This window comes from Streptomyces sporangiiformans, from assembly GCF_005768555.2.
In the GTDB taxonomy this organism is placed as follows: Bacteria; Actinomycetota; Actinomycetes; order Streptomycetales; family Streptomycetaceae; genus Streptomyces; species Streptomyces sporangiiformans.
The window spans coordinates 27,249-43,696 of sequence record NZ_VCHX02000142.1; the positions used below are offsets into that span (position 1 = coordinate 27,249).

General features: G+C 69.3%; 13 protein-coding genes. 8 read left to right on the plus strand and 5 right to left on the minus strand.

The window, feature by feature from the left end; translation table 11 throughout:
- Positions 1 to 4 precede the first annotated feature (4 nt).
- The 3 genes from FGD71_RS20970 (at position 5) to FGD71_RS47455 (ending at position 3,879) form a co-directional block, all read left to right on the plus strand.
- Complete coding sequence (locus FGD71_RS20970) at positions 5 to 2,590, plus strand: bifunctional FO biosynthesis protein CofGH (RefSeq protein WP_119102021.1); 2,586 nt, start codon at positions 5 to 7, stop codon at positions 2,588 to 2,590.
- A 123-nt stretch (positions 2,591 to 2,713) separates the two neighbouring features.
- Positions 2,714 to 3,187, plus strand: a complete 474-nt coding sequence (locus FGD71_RS20975) for a carboxymuconolactone decarboxylase family protein (RefSeq protein WP_119102022.1) — start codon at positions 2,714 to 2,716, stop codon at positions 3,185 to 3,187.
- Between the two features lie 110 nt (positions 3,188 to 3,297).
- Positions 3,298 to 3,879: a hypothetical protein gene (locus FGD71_RS47455; RefSeq protein ID WP_162931182.1), complete on the plus strand. Its 582-nt coding sequence runs from the start codon at positions 3,298 to 3,300 to the stop codon at positions 3,877 to 3,879.
- Positions 3,880 to 4,037: 158 nt separating this feature from the next.
- Here FGD71_RS47455 and FGD71_RS49710 read toward each other — a convergent pair whose 3' ends face one another.
- Positions 4,038 to 4,166, minus strand: coding sequence for a hypothetical protein (locus FGD71_RS49710; RefSeq protein ID WP_276147151.1), 129 nt, complete (start codon positions 4,164 to 4,166; stop codon positions 4,038 to 4,040).
- Positions 4,167 to 4,187: 21 nt separating this feature from the next.
- Between FGD71_RS49710 and FGD71_RS20985 the strand changes: the two genes are divergently transcribed.
- The gene (locus FGD71_RS20985) at positions 4,188 to 4,655 is read left to right on the plus strand and encodes an ATP-binding protein (protein WP_119102024.1); all 468 of its coding nucleotides are present in this window, start codon (positions 4,188 to 4,190) and stop codon (positions 4,653 to 4,655) included.
- 242 nt (positions 4,656 to 4,897) lie between these two features.
- Complete coding sequence (locus FGD71_RS20990) at positions 4,898 to 5,716, plus strand: helix-turn-helix domain-containing protein (RefSeq protein WP_119102025.1); 819 nt, start codon at positions 4,898 to 4,900, stop codon at positions 5,714 to 5,716.
- Between the two features lie 293 nt (positions 5,717 to 6,009).
- Here FGD71_RS20990 and FGD71_RS21000 read toward each other — a convergent pair whose 3' ends face one another.
- Positions 6,010 to 6,540 (minus strand): DUF2165 domain-containing protein, encoded by a 531-nt coding sequence (locus FGD71_RS21000; protein WP_119102026.1) that lies wholly within the window; start codon positions 6,538 to 6,540, stop codon positions 6,010 to 6,012.
- Between the two features lie 105 nt (positions 6,541 to 6,645).
- On the opposite strand from FGD71_RS21000, the gene FGD71_RS21005 reads away from it, so the two are divergent.
- Both FGD71_RS21005 and FGD71_RS21010 read left to right on the plus strand, forming a co-directional pair.
- Positions 6,646 to 9,597: a tetratricopeptide repeat protein gene (locus FGD71_RS21005; protein ID WP_162931183.1), complete on the plus strand. Its 2,952-nt coding sequence runs from the start codon at positions 6,646 to 6,648 to the stop codon at positions 9,595 to 9,597.
- Positions 9,598 to 9,762: 165 nt separating this feature from the next.
- On the plus strand, positions 9,763 to 10,878 hold the full coding sequence (locus FGD71_RS21010) for an ADP-ribosylglycohydrolase family protein (RefSeq protein WP_119102027.1): 1,116 nt from the start codon (positions 9,763 to 9,765) through the stop codon (positions 10,876 to 10,878).
- 29 nt (positions 10,879 to 10,907) lie between these two features.
- Here the strand turns inward: FGD71_RS21010 and FGD71_RS21015 are convergent, their stop codons facing one another.
- The 3 genes from FGD71_RS21015 to FGD71_RS21025 form a co-directional block, all read right to left on the minus strand.
- Positions 10,908 to 12,479 carry a sodium:solute symporter family protein gene (locus FGD71_RS21015; RefSeq protein WP_119102028.1) on the minus strand — a complete coding sequence of 524 codons (1,572 nt, stop codon included), beginning with the start codon at positions 12,477 to 12,479 and terminating at the stop codon, positions 10,908 to 10,910.
- A gap of 252 nt (positions 12,480 to 12,731) precedes the next feature.
- A complete protein-coding gene (locus tag FGD71_RS21020) occupies positions 12,732 to 13,517 on the minus strand; it encodes an SDR family oxidoreductase (protein ID WP_119102029.1) in 786 nt (261 codons plus the stop codon).
- A gap of 89 nt (positions 13,518 to 13,606) precedes the next feature.
- Positions 13,607 to 15,256 carry a recombinase family protein gene (locus tag FGD71_RS21025; RefSeq protein ID WP_119102030.1) on the minus strand — a complete coding sequence of 550 codons (1,650 nt, stop codon included), beginning with the start codon at positions 15,254 to 15,256 and terminating at the stop codon, positions 13,607 to 13,609.
- Between the two features lie 180 nt (positions 15,257 to 15,436).
- On the opposite strand from FGD71_RS21025, the gene FGD71_RS21030 reads away from it, so the two are divergent.
- Positions 15,437 to 16,288 carry a hypothetical protein gene (locus FGD71_RS21030; RefSeq protein ID WP_119102031.1) on the plus strand — a complete coding sequence of 284 codons (852 nt, stop codon included), beginning with the start codon at positions 15,437 to 15,439 and terminating at the stop codon, positions 16,286 to 16,288.
- Positions 16,289 to 16,448: the final 160 nt, after the last annotated feature.

Sequence of the window (16,448 nt, forward strand, 5' to 3'; positions counted from 1 at the left end):
AAGGATGACGACTTCCGCGAGCTCCGGAACCGGGCCCACCGCGAACGCCATGCGGCGGGCCCTCAAACGCGCCCGCGACGGCGTCGCGCTCGATGCCGCCGAGGCGGCCGTGCTGCTCCAGGCGCGCGGGGAGGATCTGGACGACCTCGCCGCGTCCGCCGGCCGGGTGCGGGACGTGGGCCTGGCGGCGGCGGGCCGGCCGGGGATCATCACGTACTCGAAGAGCGTCTTCATCCCGCTCACCAGGCTGTGCCGCGACAAATGCCACTACTGCACCTTCGTCACCGTGCCCGGCAAGCTGCGCCGGGCCGGCCACGGGATGTTCATGTCCCCGGACGAGGTGCTCGACATCGCCCGGCGCGGTGCCGAACTCGGCTGCAAGGAAGCCCTGATCACCCTCGGCGACAAGCCCGAGGACCGCTGGCCTGAGGCGCGCGAGTGGCTGGACGCGGAGGGGTACGACGACACCATCGCGTACGTACGGGCCATCTCGATCCGCATCCTGGAGGAGACGGGGCTGCTGCCCCACCTCAACCCGGGTGTCATGTCGTGGACCGACTTCCAGCGGCTCAAGCCCGTCGCGCCCAGCATGGGGATGATGCTGGAGACGACCGCGACGCGGCTGTGGTCCGAGCCGGGAGGCCCGCACTACGGGTCTCCCGACAAGGAGCCGGCGGTGCGGCTGCGCGTGCTGGAGGACGCGGGGCGGTCCTCCGTCCCCTTCACCAGCGGGCTGCTGATCGGGATCGGGGAGACGTACGAGGAGCGGGCGGAGTCGCTGTTCGCGCTGCGCCGCGTCGCCCGTGCCTACCACGGCATCCAGGAGCTGATCATCCAGAACTTCCGCGCCAAGCCGGACACGGCGATGCGCGGGATGCCGGACGCGGAGCTGGACGACCTGGTCGCGACGGTCGCCGTCGCCCGGCACATCATGGGGCCGAGCGCCTGCCTCCAGGCTCCGCCGAATCTCGTCGACAGCGAGTACGGGCGGCTCATCGGCGCCGGGATCGACGACTGGGGCGGGGTCTCGCCGCTGACCATCGACCATGTGAACCCCGAGCGGCCCTGGCCGCAGATCGAGCAGCTCGCCGAACAGTCGGCCACCGCGGGCTTCGAACTGCGTGAACGGCTGTGCGTGTACCCGGAGTTCGTACAGCGGGGCGAGCCGTGGCTGGACCCGAGGCTGCTGCCGCACGTACGGGCGCTGGCGGATTCCGGGACAGGTCTGGCGAACCCCGATTCCGTCGTCCAGGGCCGTCCCTGGCAGGAGCCGGAGGAGGCGTTCACGGCGTCCGGCCGTACCGATCTGCACCACACCATCGACACCGACGGCCGTACGTCCGACCGCCGCGACGACTTCGACGCCGTCTACGGCGACTGGGAGGCGCTGCGGGAGGCCGCTGCGCCCGGGATGGTGCCCGAGCGGATCGACACGGACGTACGCACGGCGCTCGCGACGGCGGCCGACGACCCGACCCGGCTGACCGACGACGAAGCGCTGGCCCTGCTGCACGCGGACGGGTCGGCACTGGACGCGCTCTGCCGTATCGCGGACGACGTCCGCAAGTCGGTGGTCGGCGACGACGTCACGTACATCGTCACCCGGAACATCAACTTCACCAACGTCTGCTACACCGGCTGCCGTTTCTGCGCCTTCGCGCAGCGCCGTAGCGACGCCGACGCGTACACGCTCTCCCTGGACCAGGTCGCCGACCGTGCCCAACAGGCGTGGGACGTGGGCGCGGTGGAGGTCTGCATGCAGGGCGGGATCCACCCCGACCTGCCCGGCACCGCCTACTTCGACATCGCGCGCGCGGTGAAGGAGCGGGTGCCGGGAATGCATGTGCACGCCTTCTCGCCGATGGAGGTCGTGAACGGCGCGACGCGCACCGGGATGTCGATCCGCGAGTGGCTGACCGCCGCGAAGGAGGCGGGCCTCGGCTCCATACCCGGCACGGCGGCCGAGATCCTCGACGACGAGGTCCGCTGGGTGCTGACGAAGGGCAAGCTGCCCACGGCGACCTGGATCGAGGTGGTGACCACCGCGCACGAGCTGGGCATCCGGTCGTCCTCGACGATGATGTACGGGCATGTGGACCAGCCCCGCCACTGGCTGGGCCACTTCCGCACGCTCGCCGGGATCCAGCAACAGACGGGCGGCTTCACGGAGTTCGTGACCCTCCCGTTCATCCACACCAACGCGCCCGTGTACCTGGCGGGCATCGCACGCCCCGGCCCGACGATGCGTGACAACCGCGCGGTGACGGCCATGGCCCGGCTCCTCCTGCACCCCCACATCCCCAACATCCAGACCAGCTGGGTGAAGCTGGGCACGGAGGGCGCCGCCGACATGCTCCGCTCGGGAGCCAACGACCTCGGCGGCACCCTGATGGAGGAGACCATCTCCCGTATGGCGGGCTCCAGTTACGGCTCCTACAAGTCCGTCAAGGACCTGATCGCGGTGGCGGAGGCGGCGGGACGTCCGGCGAAGCCCCGGACGACGTTGTACGGGGAGGTGGCGCAGGAGCGGCAGCGGGCGGCCGCCGTTTCCGACGGGCACCTGCCGGAGCTGTTGCCCGTGCTGGAGTGACGGGAGTCCGCGATCACTGCCGTTGGGTGGCGAAGTGGTCCAGATCACATTCGCTGGGCTGTCACATCTCTCAGGGCCGTTCCGTCGGTGCTGTGTAACCGTCGGAACGGCAAGGAGATCACCATGGACGCTCGTCTCAACTACTTCGGCAACCCCGTCGCGGCCAAGTTCGCGAGGTACATCAACTCGGCGGGCAAGGTCGTGACCGACTCGACCCTGCCGGCCACGACACAGGAACTGGTGAAGATCCGCGCCAGCCAGATCAACGGCTGCGGCTTCTGCACCGACATGCACACCAAAGACGCCGCGCACGCCGGGGAAACGTCGGTGCGCCTGAATCTGATCGCGGCCTGGCGGGAGGCGAAGGTCTTCACCGAAGCCGAGCGGGCCGCCCTGGAACTGACGGAACAGGGCACCCGTATCGCCGACGCCGCAGGCGGTGTCACCGACGAGGCCTGGGCGAACGCCGCCAAGCACTATGACGAGGACCAGCTCACCGCCCTGGTGTCCCTCATCGCCCTCATCAACGCCTACAACCGCATGAACGTCATCATCCAGCAGCCCGCCGGCGACTACCAGCCCGGCCAGTTCGGGTAACCGGCATCGGCACGCTGAACCAGCTGGCCGGCTGCGCACGAAACGGATCGGGGGCCTGGCACAACCGCGCCAGGGCCCCCGATACTCCTTCAACGATTGATGGAGGTGGAATGTCCAACGGGACAGGTGCGAAGGCTTACTTCTCGGGATACGGCGAACGCGTCATCCCCTTGCCGAAGGAACTCCGCCGACGTCCGGTGGTGATCGAGACATGGGGCTGGATCGCGAGCCTGGGATTCGAGGTCATCGGAGTCACGGAACCGCGCGGGCGGTATACGGAACGAGGCCTCGGTTCCTCGGGGATCGGGCGGGAGAGAGGGCACATCCTGCTCGCGCCCGGCGAGTGCGAGTCCGTGCGGATCCAGCGCGGCTGGAAGATGCGCGGACGGTGGAAGATCAGGTTTCTGGATGCGATGTCCGTCGGGGAGCTGCCCAGGGAGGCCAAAGGCGGCGTCTCACGGGTGTTCCAGCGCCCCGAGCCGGGGACCCGGCTAGCCGTGGAGTTCGGCGACAAAGGTGGGCGGCTCGCGATCTACAACGAGGAGGGCCGTTGCGTGCGGGTGCTCTGCGGGCGCAGCAATCGATTCCGGGATGTCGTTGTGGTGCCGGACGCGGCCGGGGTACTGGCGGTTGAGGGGGAGACGCTGAAGTGGGGGTCGATGTTTCCCTGGTCGCTGAAGGTACAGCCGTAGGGAGCCTGGGAGGGCTTGCGTGCCGAGGGACTCGGACGGCGGCAGGAACCCCGAGAGCCATGACGGCTCGACCGGGTGACCGAAGGTCTTCGCCGCTCCTGTGGAGTTCCAGTACCCCGACTGGTTGTCAAGCGTGGCCATGACCCGCGCCGCCCAGCTCAGCGGCCAGTCGCGTACGACACGAACTGCGCCCACGAGACCTTCGCGAAGGTGAGCTGCGCGGCCTGCGCGTTCTTGGAGCCGCATCCGGACCGCATCCGGACAGTCACGCTGCGTACCGGCTTCACGGCTGTTCAGGATAGACACACATGGCCACGCTGAGTGACGTGAACAACGCAATCCACGCCACAGCCGAACCCATCGTCGCCGCCCGCGACTTCACGGTCCTGCTCTCCTCGACCCGTCGCGGCGCCCGCCTGGCCCGCCTCCTTGCGGAGCGCCAACTCGTCGAACGGGGCGCCGAATCCGAGCCCGCGCTGCACATCGTCGCCGAACTCGCCGCCAACGCCGTGCTCCACGGCTGCGTCCCGGGCCGGGACTTCCGGCTGACGCTCGTCCTCGGGCACGGGCGTCCGGACACGCTGCGTGTCGAGGTGACCGACGCCGGGGGCGACCGGCACCCCCATATCGGCGAACCGGTGGGTGACCGTGCGGAGTCGGGGCGCGGTCTGCTGCTCGTGACGGCGTTCGCGGACCGGTGGGGCGTTGTCGACGGCCCTGGGCCCGGTTGCAAGACGGTCTGGGCCGAGGTGGATCCGGAGCGTGGATCGACGTGACCCGGTCGGGCCCGATGCCAAAGAAGAAAGAACCGGGGAAAGAACCAACCCACCCCACCCAGCCCGTCATCCACCGCACCCCTGGTCACTCGGTCGGGTGATCGCGGCCAATTCAGCTGGCGAGTCGGCCAATTGGTGGGGCAGCGTCTGCCCCGACAGACAACCGCACACGTGAAACGGCCCTCGCCGGGACTGCAATCCCGAGCGAGGGCCTCACCACCTAGGAAGCCAACACCTTCCCGATGACTGAGCAGCACTTTAGCGCGCACGGGCGCGCCCGGACCGGCCATTCCCACCAAGGAGTCGGTCACGTCGACGAACGCCACGACGAGCAGTTCACCGTGGTCGGAAACCACCTCGCCCAGCACCCCGAGCTGTCCCTGACGGCCATCGGTCTGGCGGTTCACATCCAGTCGCTCCGCAGCGGAACGCTTGTCAGCATCAAGGCACTGGCCGCGAAATTCCCCGAGGGGGAGACGCGGATCGCCTCGGCCCTGAGGGAGCTGGAGGCGCACGGCTACCTGGCCCGCATCAAGGAGCGCCTTCCATCAGGGCGAATCGTGACGCGCACGATCTCGTACAACAAGCCCCGGACGCGTACGGCCCCTCCGCCGCCGAAGCCTCACTCAGAGTCGCCCCAGGCCCCCGCCATGCCGACACCCAGGCCCACCCCGACGCAGACCCATGACCTCCCCACCCACCGCATCGCCCGCGACGTCCTGGCAGGCCTCCGCACCGTCGATCCCCGTCTCCACCTCGCCGAGTGCGACGTACGCCGCCTCGCCCCTGCAGTGGCGGCCTGGCTGGAACGAGGCGTCGCCCCGGACGACGTACAGCGGACGCTCTCAGCAGGGATGCCACGAGAGGGCGTACGCCACCCGGCGGGATTTCTGGCCCATCGCCTCACCGCCCTCCTGCCCCCACCGCTCCCGCCGAAGCCGGAGGCCGAGCGCCCGGCCCCGCTCCAAAACTGCGAGGGCTGCGACCGGGCGTTCCGGGCCCCATATCAGGGCCGCTGCCGGGACTGCCGCACGGCCTGCCCGGACCGAGCGGCAGCATAGGACATGCCGGAAGTGAAGTCGCTCACCCAGCACCGCTTCGAGGCCACGACGAACGCGCAGCAGACCCAGAGCCTCGCGCCGCTGCGGGCCTTCGTGCATTGGAGCGCATCGTGGACGCGGGCGAACAGGAGTCGACCGAGGCCGTCGCCGAGATCCGCGCGATCCGGACGGCGGCCGAGGCCGAGGTGGGGCTGTGACGAACTGGTCCCTGGGACTACAACCCGAGTGCCGACTACATCGCCGAAGACCCGCGTGGCGCGTTGAGAGCCAGGGGGAGAGATCCGTCAGGAGTGCTAGTCCGTGGTCCCTGAGGCGGAGCCGGGCGTCGGGCGGCCGAAGGGGAGATGGATGATCAGCAGGACGATCCCGCTCAGCGTGAACACCCGCATCGCCGCGTCGAGTCCGTTCCAGTCGTCCGACTGCCACATGGCGAACCACTCGCCGCCTATGCCGATGAAGCCGGCGCCGAAGAGGAGCATGAGCATCAACAGGCCGAGCGTGGAGAGCTGCCGGGCGCGGGCGTGCCTGCGGCGGACCCATGACCAAGTGCCCGCGATCAGGATGAGTGCGGCGATCGTCTCCCACACGATGATCGCGATGTACGCCGCGTCCTGGAGGCCCTTGGACTCGATGGCCCGCCACATCAGGTCGTCGTCCTTGAAGGTCGTGTCCATGGCCAATACGTGCCGTACGAACTGCTGGTTGGTGCCGAAATCCGTGATGTTCCCGAAGGCGACAAGGGTGATGTAGAGGGCGACCGTAGCGGTGAGGAGGGTCGCGGTGAGCGTGAGGCCTGTGGAGTGTGTGGTGCGTGTGGCTGCCATGGTTCGACTATTGCCCCGACAGGCCGGTGAACCCCAGGCGTTTTCACGCGAGTTCGGCGAGACTTGGCCTCGGTGTGGCCGAGAAGTGATGGAGGGGACGGACGGATGGGGCGCGCGCGGCCGTCGATGCAGCAGCTGATCAGGGAGCGCAGGCGGCAAGGTTTCGTCGGCCGGGTTGCCGAGCGCGCGGCGTTCCGGGCGAACTTCGATCTGGCGCCGGAGGACGAACGGCACCGGTTCCTGTTCCACGTGCACGGCAACGCCGGAGTCGGAAAGACCTTCCTCGTACGGCAGTTGGAACAGATCGCCCAGGAACGCGGAGCGCTCACCGTGTACGTCGACGAGGCCGTCGGGAGCGTGCCGGAGGCGATGGCGGCGCTGAGCACCCAGTTCGCCCGTCAGGGCCACCGGTTCAAGGAACTCGACCGGATGCTGGCCGCGCATCGCGAGCGGCGGCACGCGGCGGAGTCCGCGGCCGTGGCGATGCTGGACCCCGAGCCGGGGCCCGAGGCGCAGTCCGCGTCACCCACGCCGTCCGCCGGAAGCATGACCGTGGCGCGGGCGGGCCTGGTGGGTCTCGGTCTGGTGCCCGGCGTCGGCGCGTTCGCCGGAGCGATCGACCCGGCTCAACTCGCCCAGGGCGCCGACCGGTTGCGGGCGTTGATCAGCGCGCGCCTGGGCAACGCGGAGGACGTGCAGCTCGTCCTGGCGCCCGAGCGGGTGCTGACGCCGGTGCTGCTCAAAGAGCTGACCGAGGTCTGTGCCGAGGTCCCCTGGATCGTTCTGTTCTTCGACACGTACGAGCGGACCGGCCCCTTCCTCGACGGCTGGCTGCACGACGTGATGACCACGGACCGGCACGGTGACCTCCCGGCGAACGTGGTGGTCGTCACGGCCGGCCGGCCCCCCTTCGACACGGCCCGCTGGGGCGGCCTCGCCGACTTCGTGACGGACGTACCGCTGTCGCCCTTCACGGAGTCCGAGGCGCGGGGCCTGCTCGCGGACAAGGGGGTGGTGGCGGAGCCGGTCGTCGAGGAGGTGCTGCGGCTGACCGGCGGGCTGCCGGTGCTGGTGTCGACCCTGGCGCAGGCACGGCCGACCGATCCCGATGGCGTGGGCGACCCGAGCGCGACCGCCGTCGAGCGCTTTCTGAAGTGGGAGCAGGATCCGGTACGCCGTGCCGCGGCCCTGGCCTGTGCGTTGCCCCGGCGGCTGGACGCCGATGTGTTCCGGGCGGCCGTGGAGTGCGCGGAGGAGGAGGCCGAAGGGCTGTTCACCTGGCTCCGGGCGTTGCCGTTCGTCAGCGATCGTGGGGATCGGCTGCAGTACCACGATGTCGTACGGGCGCCGATGCTGCGCCTGCAGCGGCTGCGGTCGCCCCGGGGGTGGGAGGAGCGGCACCGGCGGTTGGCCGAGGTCTTCGCACAGTGGCGGACGGAGGCCGAGGGCGCCCGGGACACCGAGGATGCCCGGGACACCGAGGGCGGCCGGGACGCCGAGGAGCTGTGGGCGGACGAAAGGTGGCGGGAGCTGCGGCTGGCGGAGTCGTACCACCTGCTGTGTGCGGGGGCGCGGACCGCGTTGCCCGCGATGCTGCGCGACTTCGTCGACGCCGTCGGCAACGTGGGTGATGCCGCCGCCGCGCGGTGGGCACAGGCCCTGGTGGACGCGGGGCGGGACGCCGACGCACAGGACGCGGCCCGCTGGGGGAGCGAGCTGTCTCAGGCGCTCGCCGACGGCGGGTCGGCCGACGCGCTCGGGCTGCTGCTGCGCCGGGCGGGGTTCGACGAGCCGGCCCAGGCGCTCGCCCACGCGGTACGAGGCAGCGCGCTGCGGCACGGCGGTGCGTACGAGGAGGCGCTGGCCGAGTACGACCGCGCCGTCGCGCTGGACCCCGGGCTGGCGCGGGCGTACCGCAGCCGTGCCTTGGCCCGAGGCGGGATGGGCGACAACGACGCGGCCGTCGAGGACCTGGACCGGGCCCTCGCCCTGGCTCCGGACGACGCCCGTGGCTACGCCATGCGGGGCGAGTACCGACGCATCCAGCAGCGCTACGAGGAGGCGATCGAGGACCTGGACCGTGCCATCCGCCTGGACCCGACGCGTGACTTCGCCTGGGCCTCCCGGGGCGCGACCCGCCTCAGCCGGGGTGAACTCGACGCGGCGGTCGCCGACCTGGACCGTGCGCTGGAGCTCAATCCGGACTACGTGTGGGCGCTCGCCCGGCGGGCCCGGGTGTGGCGTGCGCTCAGACAGCCGGCACGGCAGATGGCCGACCTCGACCGGGCCCTCACCCTTCAGCCCGACTGGGCATGGGGTGCCTGCGAGCGTGGGGACGTCCTCCGCGTCGCGGGCCGCTACGAGCTGGCCCTGGCCGACTACGACCGGGCCATCGAGCTCAACAGTGAGTACGCTTCGGCCTACGCGAGCCGAGGTGTCTGCCGGCGCGCAATGGGCCGTCACGGAGCGGCACTGGAAGACCTGGACCGTGCCGTGGCGCTCAACCGGGCGTATCCCTGGGCGCTGTGCCAACGGGCCGTCGTCCACCTCGAACTGGGCGCCCCGGAAAAGGCGTTGGCCGACACTGACTGGGCCAGGAGCCTGCGGTCCGACGACGCGTTGATCCTCACCTGGCGCGGCAGAGCGCTGGACGCCCTGGACCGGTTCGACGAGGCTCGGGCCGAGCTGGACCGGGCGCTCGAACTGAACCCCGACTTCGCGTTGGCGCGCGGCTTCCGGGGCACGCTGCTGCTGCGCATGGGGCTCTACGAAGAGGCGTCGGAGGATCTCAACCGCTGCCTCGCACTCGTGGAGTCCGAGCCCGAGCCCGAGCCCGACTCCGGGCCCGGGTACGGGTCCGAGCCCGAGTCCCAATCCACGTCCACGCCCACGCCCGCGTCCGCGTCCACGTCCTGGGACGGAGCCGGCCTCGACCGGGCCGCCGCCGTGCTCGACACACTCCTCCGCGCCCCCGGCACCGCCCAGGGGAGCCTTGCCCCGCTCCTGGCCCGGATCACCGCGGCACGTGACACCGCACGGCCCCCGGCCACGGCGTGAGGTTCGGCGCCGGAACACCCCGCCCACACAAAAAATGATCAGTGGCCCCACTTTTCGCACACCGTTCCGGCAGTCAACCGGCTGTTCCCGGTCGATTACAGTGCTGGACTGACGGCGGTGTGGGAGACGGGATCGGGATCCGGATCGGGATCGGAGGAGGCCTCAGTGGGTGCGACGTCCGGTGCCGTCTGGGGCCGTGCCGAACAACAGGACTTCCGTAGCCGGGTGCGGGGCACGCTGCTCGGTGCGGCCGTCGGGGACGCGCTGGGCTCGCCGGTCGGCGGCCTCTCCATGGACGAGATCCGCGAGACGCACGGCGCCGAGGGGCTCATCGACATGACCTTCGGGCACGGCAGACGCGGCGCCATCTCGCATCTGACCCAGCTCACGCTCTTCACGTTCGACGGGCTCATACGCGCCCAGGTGCGCCGGGACACGGGCGCCTGGCATCCGCCGACCGATCTGCACCGCGCGTATCGGCGGTGGTCCGCCACACAGCACGACTGGGGGCCGGACGAGCGCCGCAAGGAAGACGGGTGGCTGGCCCTCGAGGAGTGGATGTACGCGCGCCGCGACCCCGCCCGCGCCTGCCTGATCGGCCTCGCCGACGAGACGATGGGCACGCTGGACGCGCCCAAGAACCCGGACGAGCGGGGCGTCGAGGCCGCGGCCCGCTCCGCGCCCTTCGGGCTGCTCGTGGGCTGGGAGCCACAGCTGGTGATGCAGCTCGCCGTCGAGTGCGCGGCGCAGACCCACGGCCACCCCACGGCCTACCTGGCGGCGGGTGCGTACGCCGTGATCGTGCACGGGCTCGCCCGCGGGGAGAGCCTCGACGCCGCCGTGCAGCGCTCGCTCCAACTGCTTGCCGCGCGGCCGGGGCAGCAGCCCGTGGCGGACGCGCTGCAGTACGCACTGGGGGCCGTACGACGCGGGATGCCGACGCCGTCCCGGGTCGAGGAGCTGGCCGGGGCCGGGACGGCGGACGGGCTGCTGTCGGTCGCCGTGTACTGCGCGCTGGTCGGTGAGGACGTCCGTCAGGGACTGTGCCTGGCGGTGAACCACGGCGGCCCGTCGGGCGCCGCCGGCGCGCTCACCGGTGCCCTGCTCGGTGCCCTGCACGGCGAGACGGCCCTCCCGCCGGCCTGGCTGGCCGAACTGGAGGGCCGTCCCACGATGCTCGTCCTAGCCGACGACTTCGCGATGGAGATGACCCAGGGCCCCGCCCTGCACGGCCCGGGCGGCTCCTCACCGGGGTGGCTGACACGGTACCCGCGGGCTTGAGGAGCACTACCCGCGGGCTTGAGGAGCGGTCAGTCCTTGACCCGGGAGCCCACCGCGTCCTCCACCGGACCCGCAGGAGTCGGAATCGCCGCCGCGGCCGCTCCGTCCCCGTCCGTGTTGATCTGTTCGATGATCGCGAGCCGCTCCGGGGTGTCCTCCGGCTTCAGGAAGCCGATGAGGATGTACAGGACCAGAGAGACGGCCAGCGGGATCGACACCTGGTACTCGAGCGGGACGCCGCCGTCGATGCTCCAGTGGATCGGATAGTTGACCAGCCAGAAGGCGAACAGGCCCGAGGCCCAGCTGGTGAGCGCGGCGGTCGGTCCGGACCGGCGGAACGGGCGCAGCAGGCCGAGCATCATCGGGATGGCCATCGGACCCATGAGACCGGCGACCCACTTGATCACGACGGTGATGATGTCCTTGAAGGCGGGGGAGTTGACCTGCGTGGCCGCCGCCATGGACAGGCCGAGGAAGACGACGGTCGTGATGCGGGCGACGCGCAGACCCTGCCCCTCGCTCCACGCCCGCGCCCTGCGCCAGATCACGGGCGCGCAGTCCCGGGTGAACACGGCTGCGATCGCGTTGGCGTCGGAGGAGCACATGGCCATGGTGTGGGAGAAGAAGCCGACGATGACCAGGCCCAGCAGACCGTGCGGCAGCAGCTGTTCGGTCATCAGGCCGTAGGAGTCCGAGCCGTCGGGCTTCTGCGATTCCACCAGCAGCGGTGACATCCACATGGGGAAGAACAGGACCACCGGCCACACCAGCCAGAGGATCGCCGAGAGCCGGGCCGAGCGCTCCGCCTCGTAGGGGGTGGCGGTGGCCATGTAGCGCTGGGCCTGGTTGAGCATGCCGCCGTTGTACTCGAAGAGCTTGATGAACAGGAAGGCGAGCAGGAAGATCGTTCCGTACGGACCGACCAACGGCTCGCCGTGCCCCTGGAGTTCGGGCCGGTCCCATACGCCGAAGAAGCCGCCGTAGTCGCCGAGCTTCATCACGACGGCGACGAACATCGCGACACCGGCCAGCAACTGGATGACGAACTGGCCCAGTTCGGTCAGCGCGTCCGCCCACAGACCGCCGATGGTGCAGTAGACGGCCGTGATGCCACCGGTGATGAGGATGCCCTGGTTGAGCGAGACACCGGTGAAGACGGAGAGCAGCGTGGCGATCGCGGCCCACTTCGCTCCCACGTCCACGATCTTCAGCAGCATGCCGGACCAGGCGAGGGCCTGTTGGGTCTGCAGGTTGTAACGGCTCTTCAGATACTCGAGCGGGGACGCCACATGCAGCCGTGAGCGCAGCCGGTTGATGCGCGGCGCGAACAGTTTCGACCCGATGGCGATGCCCAGCGCGATCGGGAAGGACCAGGTCACGAAGGACGTCACGCCGTAGGTGTAGGCGATGCCCGCGTATCCGGTGAACATCACCGCGCTGTAGCCGGACATGTGGTGCGAGATGCCGGAGAGCCACCACGGCATCTTTCCGCCCGCGGTGAAGAAGTCGGAAACGTTGTCCACACGTTTGTGGGACCAGATACCGATCGCGACCATCACGCCGAAGTAGCCGATGAGCACGGCCCAGTCCAGACCGTTCATATGCGCCCTCCCGGAGTCCGCCTTGTGAACTGCGCTGACGTGCACGACACTTCGCCAGCGCAGGCAAGAGCGGCCCAGAGCAGGCCGATGCAGCCGCGAAGTGCCCGCTCATCGTGGGTTCGACGGGATGGCGGCGACAACAGCTGGTACGGTCAAGGGGAAGTAAAAATGTTCGCCTCGATGACCTCTGTTCACATCCATGACCGATCGGCGTGGTTGCTCGAGACGGCTCGAGCGGTCTCGAGATGTGCCCTAGCGCATCAACTCACCCGCGTTCACCAGCAATGACTGCCCGGTGATCGCCCGCGCCCGATCGGACGCCAGGAACACGGCGGCGTCCGCCACGTCCCCGTCGGTGGCCAGCTCGGGCAGGGCCATCCGGCTGGTGAGCCTCTCCAGAATCTCTGCCTCCGGTACGCCCTCCGTATGCGCCGAGAATTGGACAAAGGCCTCCACGGGCGGGCCCCACATCCAGCCCGGCAGAACGGAGTTGACCCGTATCCGGTGCGGCCCCAACTCCCTTGCCAGTGAGTACATCGCGCTCGTCAGCGCGCCCTTCGAGGCCGCGTACGCCGCCTGCCGCACCTGCGTGGGAGCGGCCACCGACGACTGTGTACCGATGATGACGACCGACCCGCCGCGCTCCTTCAGTGCGGGCAGGCAGGCACGCGTCATCCGCAGCGTGCCGAGCAGATTGACCTCGATGACGGACTGCCAGGTGGCGAAATCCGCATCCTCCAGGCCGCCGAAGTAGCTGTCCCATGCGGCGACATGGACGACGGCGTCGATCCGCCCGAACCGCTCCCGGGCCAGCGCGGCGAGTGCCTCGCACTGTCCCTCGTCGGTGATGTCCGTGGCCCGGTACGCCGTGTGCGCGCCGTCGGGGTCGAGTTCGGCCGCGGCCTTGGCGAGATTCGCCTCCGTGCGCGCACCGAGCACGGCCTCGCCCCCGTCGCGCACGACCGCCGCCGCGACCTGGTGACCGAGCCCGGCACCGACACCGGAGACGACGACGGTCTTGCCCACGAGCAGTGACATCGGAGACCTCCTGGGCTCAGGCGTTATATCTGACGAGGCGTCAGAGTATGGGTGCCCGGCGGAGAAGGCCAGTGACGCACCTGTGTGACTCAGTTCGCGTAGACGGGGCAGATGTGAGCCGGGTTGAACGGAGCCCGCCCCTTGCCGGACGGCATGACGTGGATGGCCGTGAAGATCTCGCCGATCAGCGCGCGGCGCTGCTCGAAGCCGCCATTGCTCCACTCGGCTGCGTAGTCGCGATACCGAGTGGCGTTTGCGGCTACCGCGTGCTCAGCGGCTTTCCGCTCCAGAAGGTCGAGTTCGGCGTTCATGGTGGAGATCATCTGGTAGTAGTCGCCCGGACGCAGATCGGAGACGGATTCGCCCCCTGTGGCCCATGCGGTGACAAGGTTGCCCTTGCGGGTGCGGATCGCCGAGATCCGGGCTTGCGTGTCCTGCAGCTCCTCGGGGGCTGTGGTGCCGTCGCTGAGGTTCGGTGCCGCCCGCCCGCGCACCCACTCGGCGACCAGTTTCTCCAGATGCTCATCCACCGGCTCCGCGCGCCGGCTGACTTTGCCGCAGGCGTTGCGGGCTCGGCCCGGGCAGTAGTAGATGACGTGCCCCCGTTGCGCGACCCGCTTGGCGCTCATCGGGGCTCTGCAGATCCCGCACCGCAAGTATCCCGTGAACAGGTACTTGCGGTGGTTGACGCCGTCAGGATTGCGGAGGATTCCCTTCTCTGTGCTGAGCACCCTGCGGTGGTCCAGTTCGAGCTGTGTGTCCGCCCACAGCTTCCGGGGGATGACCGGATCCCACTTGCCGACCACGGGCAGGCCGTCCTGGCCGATGAGCACGCGCCCCCAGCCGTCACGCTGACGCTGGTTCTCGGTGCGGTGCTTCCCTTGGTAAGAGACGAATCCGCAATAGCGAGGGTTGGTCAGGATCGCCTTAACGGTCGGTTGAGCCCACTTCCCGCCTCGCGGTGAGGGAATCTTGTCGCGGTTGAGTTCACGGGCGATACCCGTGATGGAGACGCCTTCCGTGAACTGCTCGAAGATGTGCCGGGCCACACGTGCACGGTCGGGCCGGAGGGTACCGTCCGGGTTCCATGCGTAGGGTGTCCTGCCGGTGAGTTCACCTGCCGCCGCGTCCGCCAGATGGTTTCGCGCGACGCGTCGCGATGTGTCCTGCGACGACTTGAGCGCCATGATGCACAGGATTCGTGCCATGTGCCTGTCCGCGTCGGAGATGAGATTGAGGTCGCCGGTGACGCCCACCGCGGGGCGCTTGGTGTACTCGATGACATCGATCAGGTCTTCGAGATCCCTTGGCTGGCGGGCCAGCCGATCGGTGTCGTAGAAGACGACCCCGTCGATTCGCCCCGAGAGGAGGTCGCCGAGCATGCGCCTGAACTCGGGGCGGACGACGACCCAGTCGGCTGAGCCGTCTGCCCGTACCGTCCGCTTCTTCCTGAAGGCACTGGTGTCGTTCTCCCGGTAGACCTCGGCGAATGGTGCCCAGCCCAGAGCGGTGAGCTTCGCCCCGGCGTCGTCGAGTTGAAGGCCGATGCTTTTCTCGTCGCCTTGGCGGTCACGAGAGGTGCGCAGGTAACAGCCGGGCCGCTGGGGAACGTAGGCGCGCAGGGAGCCGCCAACCGCAAGCGCGACCGAAGTCGAGTTGCGTACGCGCTCCGGGATCGTCACTCCGTCCCAGGACACCGCATCGACCCCTTCCGCTGCTGTGGCGCCGAACGTGGTCATGTGCCCTCCCGAAGTGGTGCGATGCACCCCTGAACGTAGTTACTTCCAGTGGGTATTTCGGTGCATTGAGTGCAGATCGCCCACTCGGGCGACTCGTCGCACGCCCATTCCCGTCACGGCGTATCTGACGTAGCGTCAGAAACAACTTTGAGGGAAACCCGGGAGAGGTGGAGAGCGCGCATGCGAGACGCCGGACGCGAAGAGACCTATACGGATCTGTACGGCAAACTGGCGTCGGTCGGACCCTACGGAGTAGAGGTCGGTCATGCGCTGATCACGATGGTCGAACCTCACCGGGGGTATGAACGCGCCTACCACAGATGGTATGAGGACGATCACTTCATCGCGGGCGCGATGGCCATGCCCTGGATGTACGCGGGGCGCCGCTGGGTGGCCACGCGAGACCTCCAACTTCTGCGCTACCCGGGCGAGTCGGCGATTGCCCAGCCGGTCACGGACGGCTGTTACATCACGGTCTACTGGCTGACCTCCGGTCGCTACGACGAGCACATGAGGTGGACCGTCGGGATCAACAAGCGGCTCAACCGTGACGGACGCGTCTTCCAGGAACGCACCCATGTCTTCACAGCTTTCCAGGACCACGAGGCCACCGTGTACCGGGACGGCGCGTCAGGGCCGCGGGACTTCCATGCCCTGGATCACCCGTATTCGGGTCTCGTCCTGCAGGTGATCGACGCGGAAACCCCTGAAAAGCGAGCCGAGTTGCTGGAGTGGCTCCGCTTCCGCCATCTCCCGAAGCGGCTCGCGGGCTCCCCTTCCGCGATGGTCACGATCTTCCGCCCGACACCGCTTCCCAGCGACCGCATGTCGTACGTGAAGCAGGTCGAAGGAGTCGATACGCGGCTGACGTTGCTGTGGTTCCTGGAGACGGATCCGCGGGAGTGCTGGGAGGAGTACTTCTCGGGGCTGGACGAGCAGGTGGCGGAAGGAGGCTGGGGGAGGGTCGAGTTGGTGGCCCCGTTCATCCCGACGGTGCCGGGAACGGACCGCTACGTCGACCGTCTCCGCTGACCGACGCGATACCGGGCCCGGGGCGGGGGTTCTGAGAGGGGTTCTGGGAGAGGGTCTGGAGAGGCGCTCTGGAGAGGGACTTCAAGGCCGAGCCCCCTCGGCCGGGACGGCGGGCCAGTCGAGAGGGCTCATTCCAAGGTGCTGCCAAAGTACTGCCAAG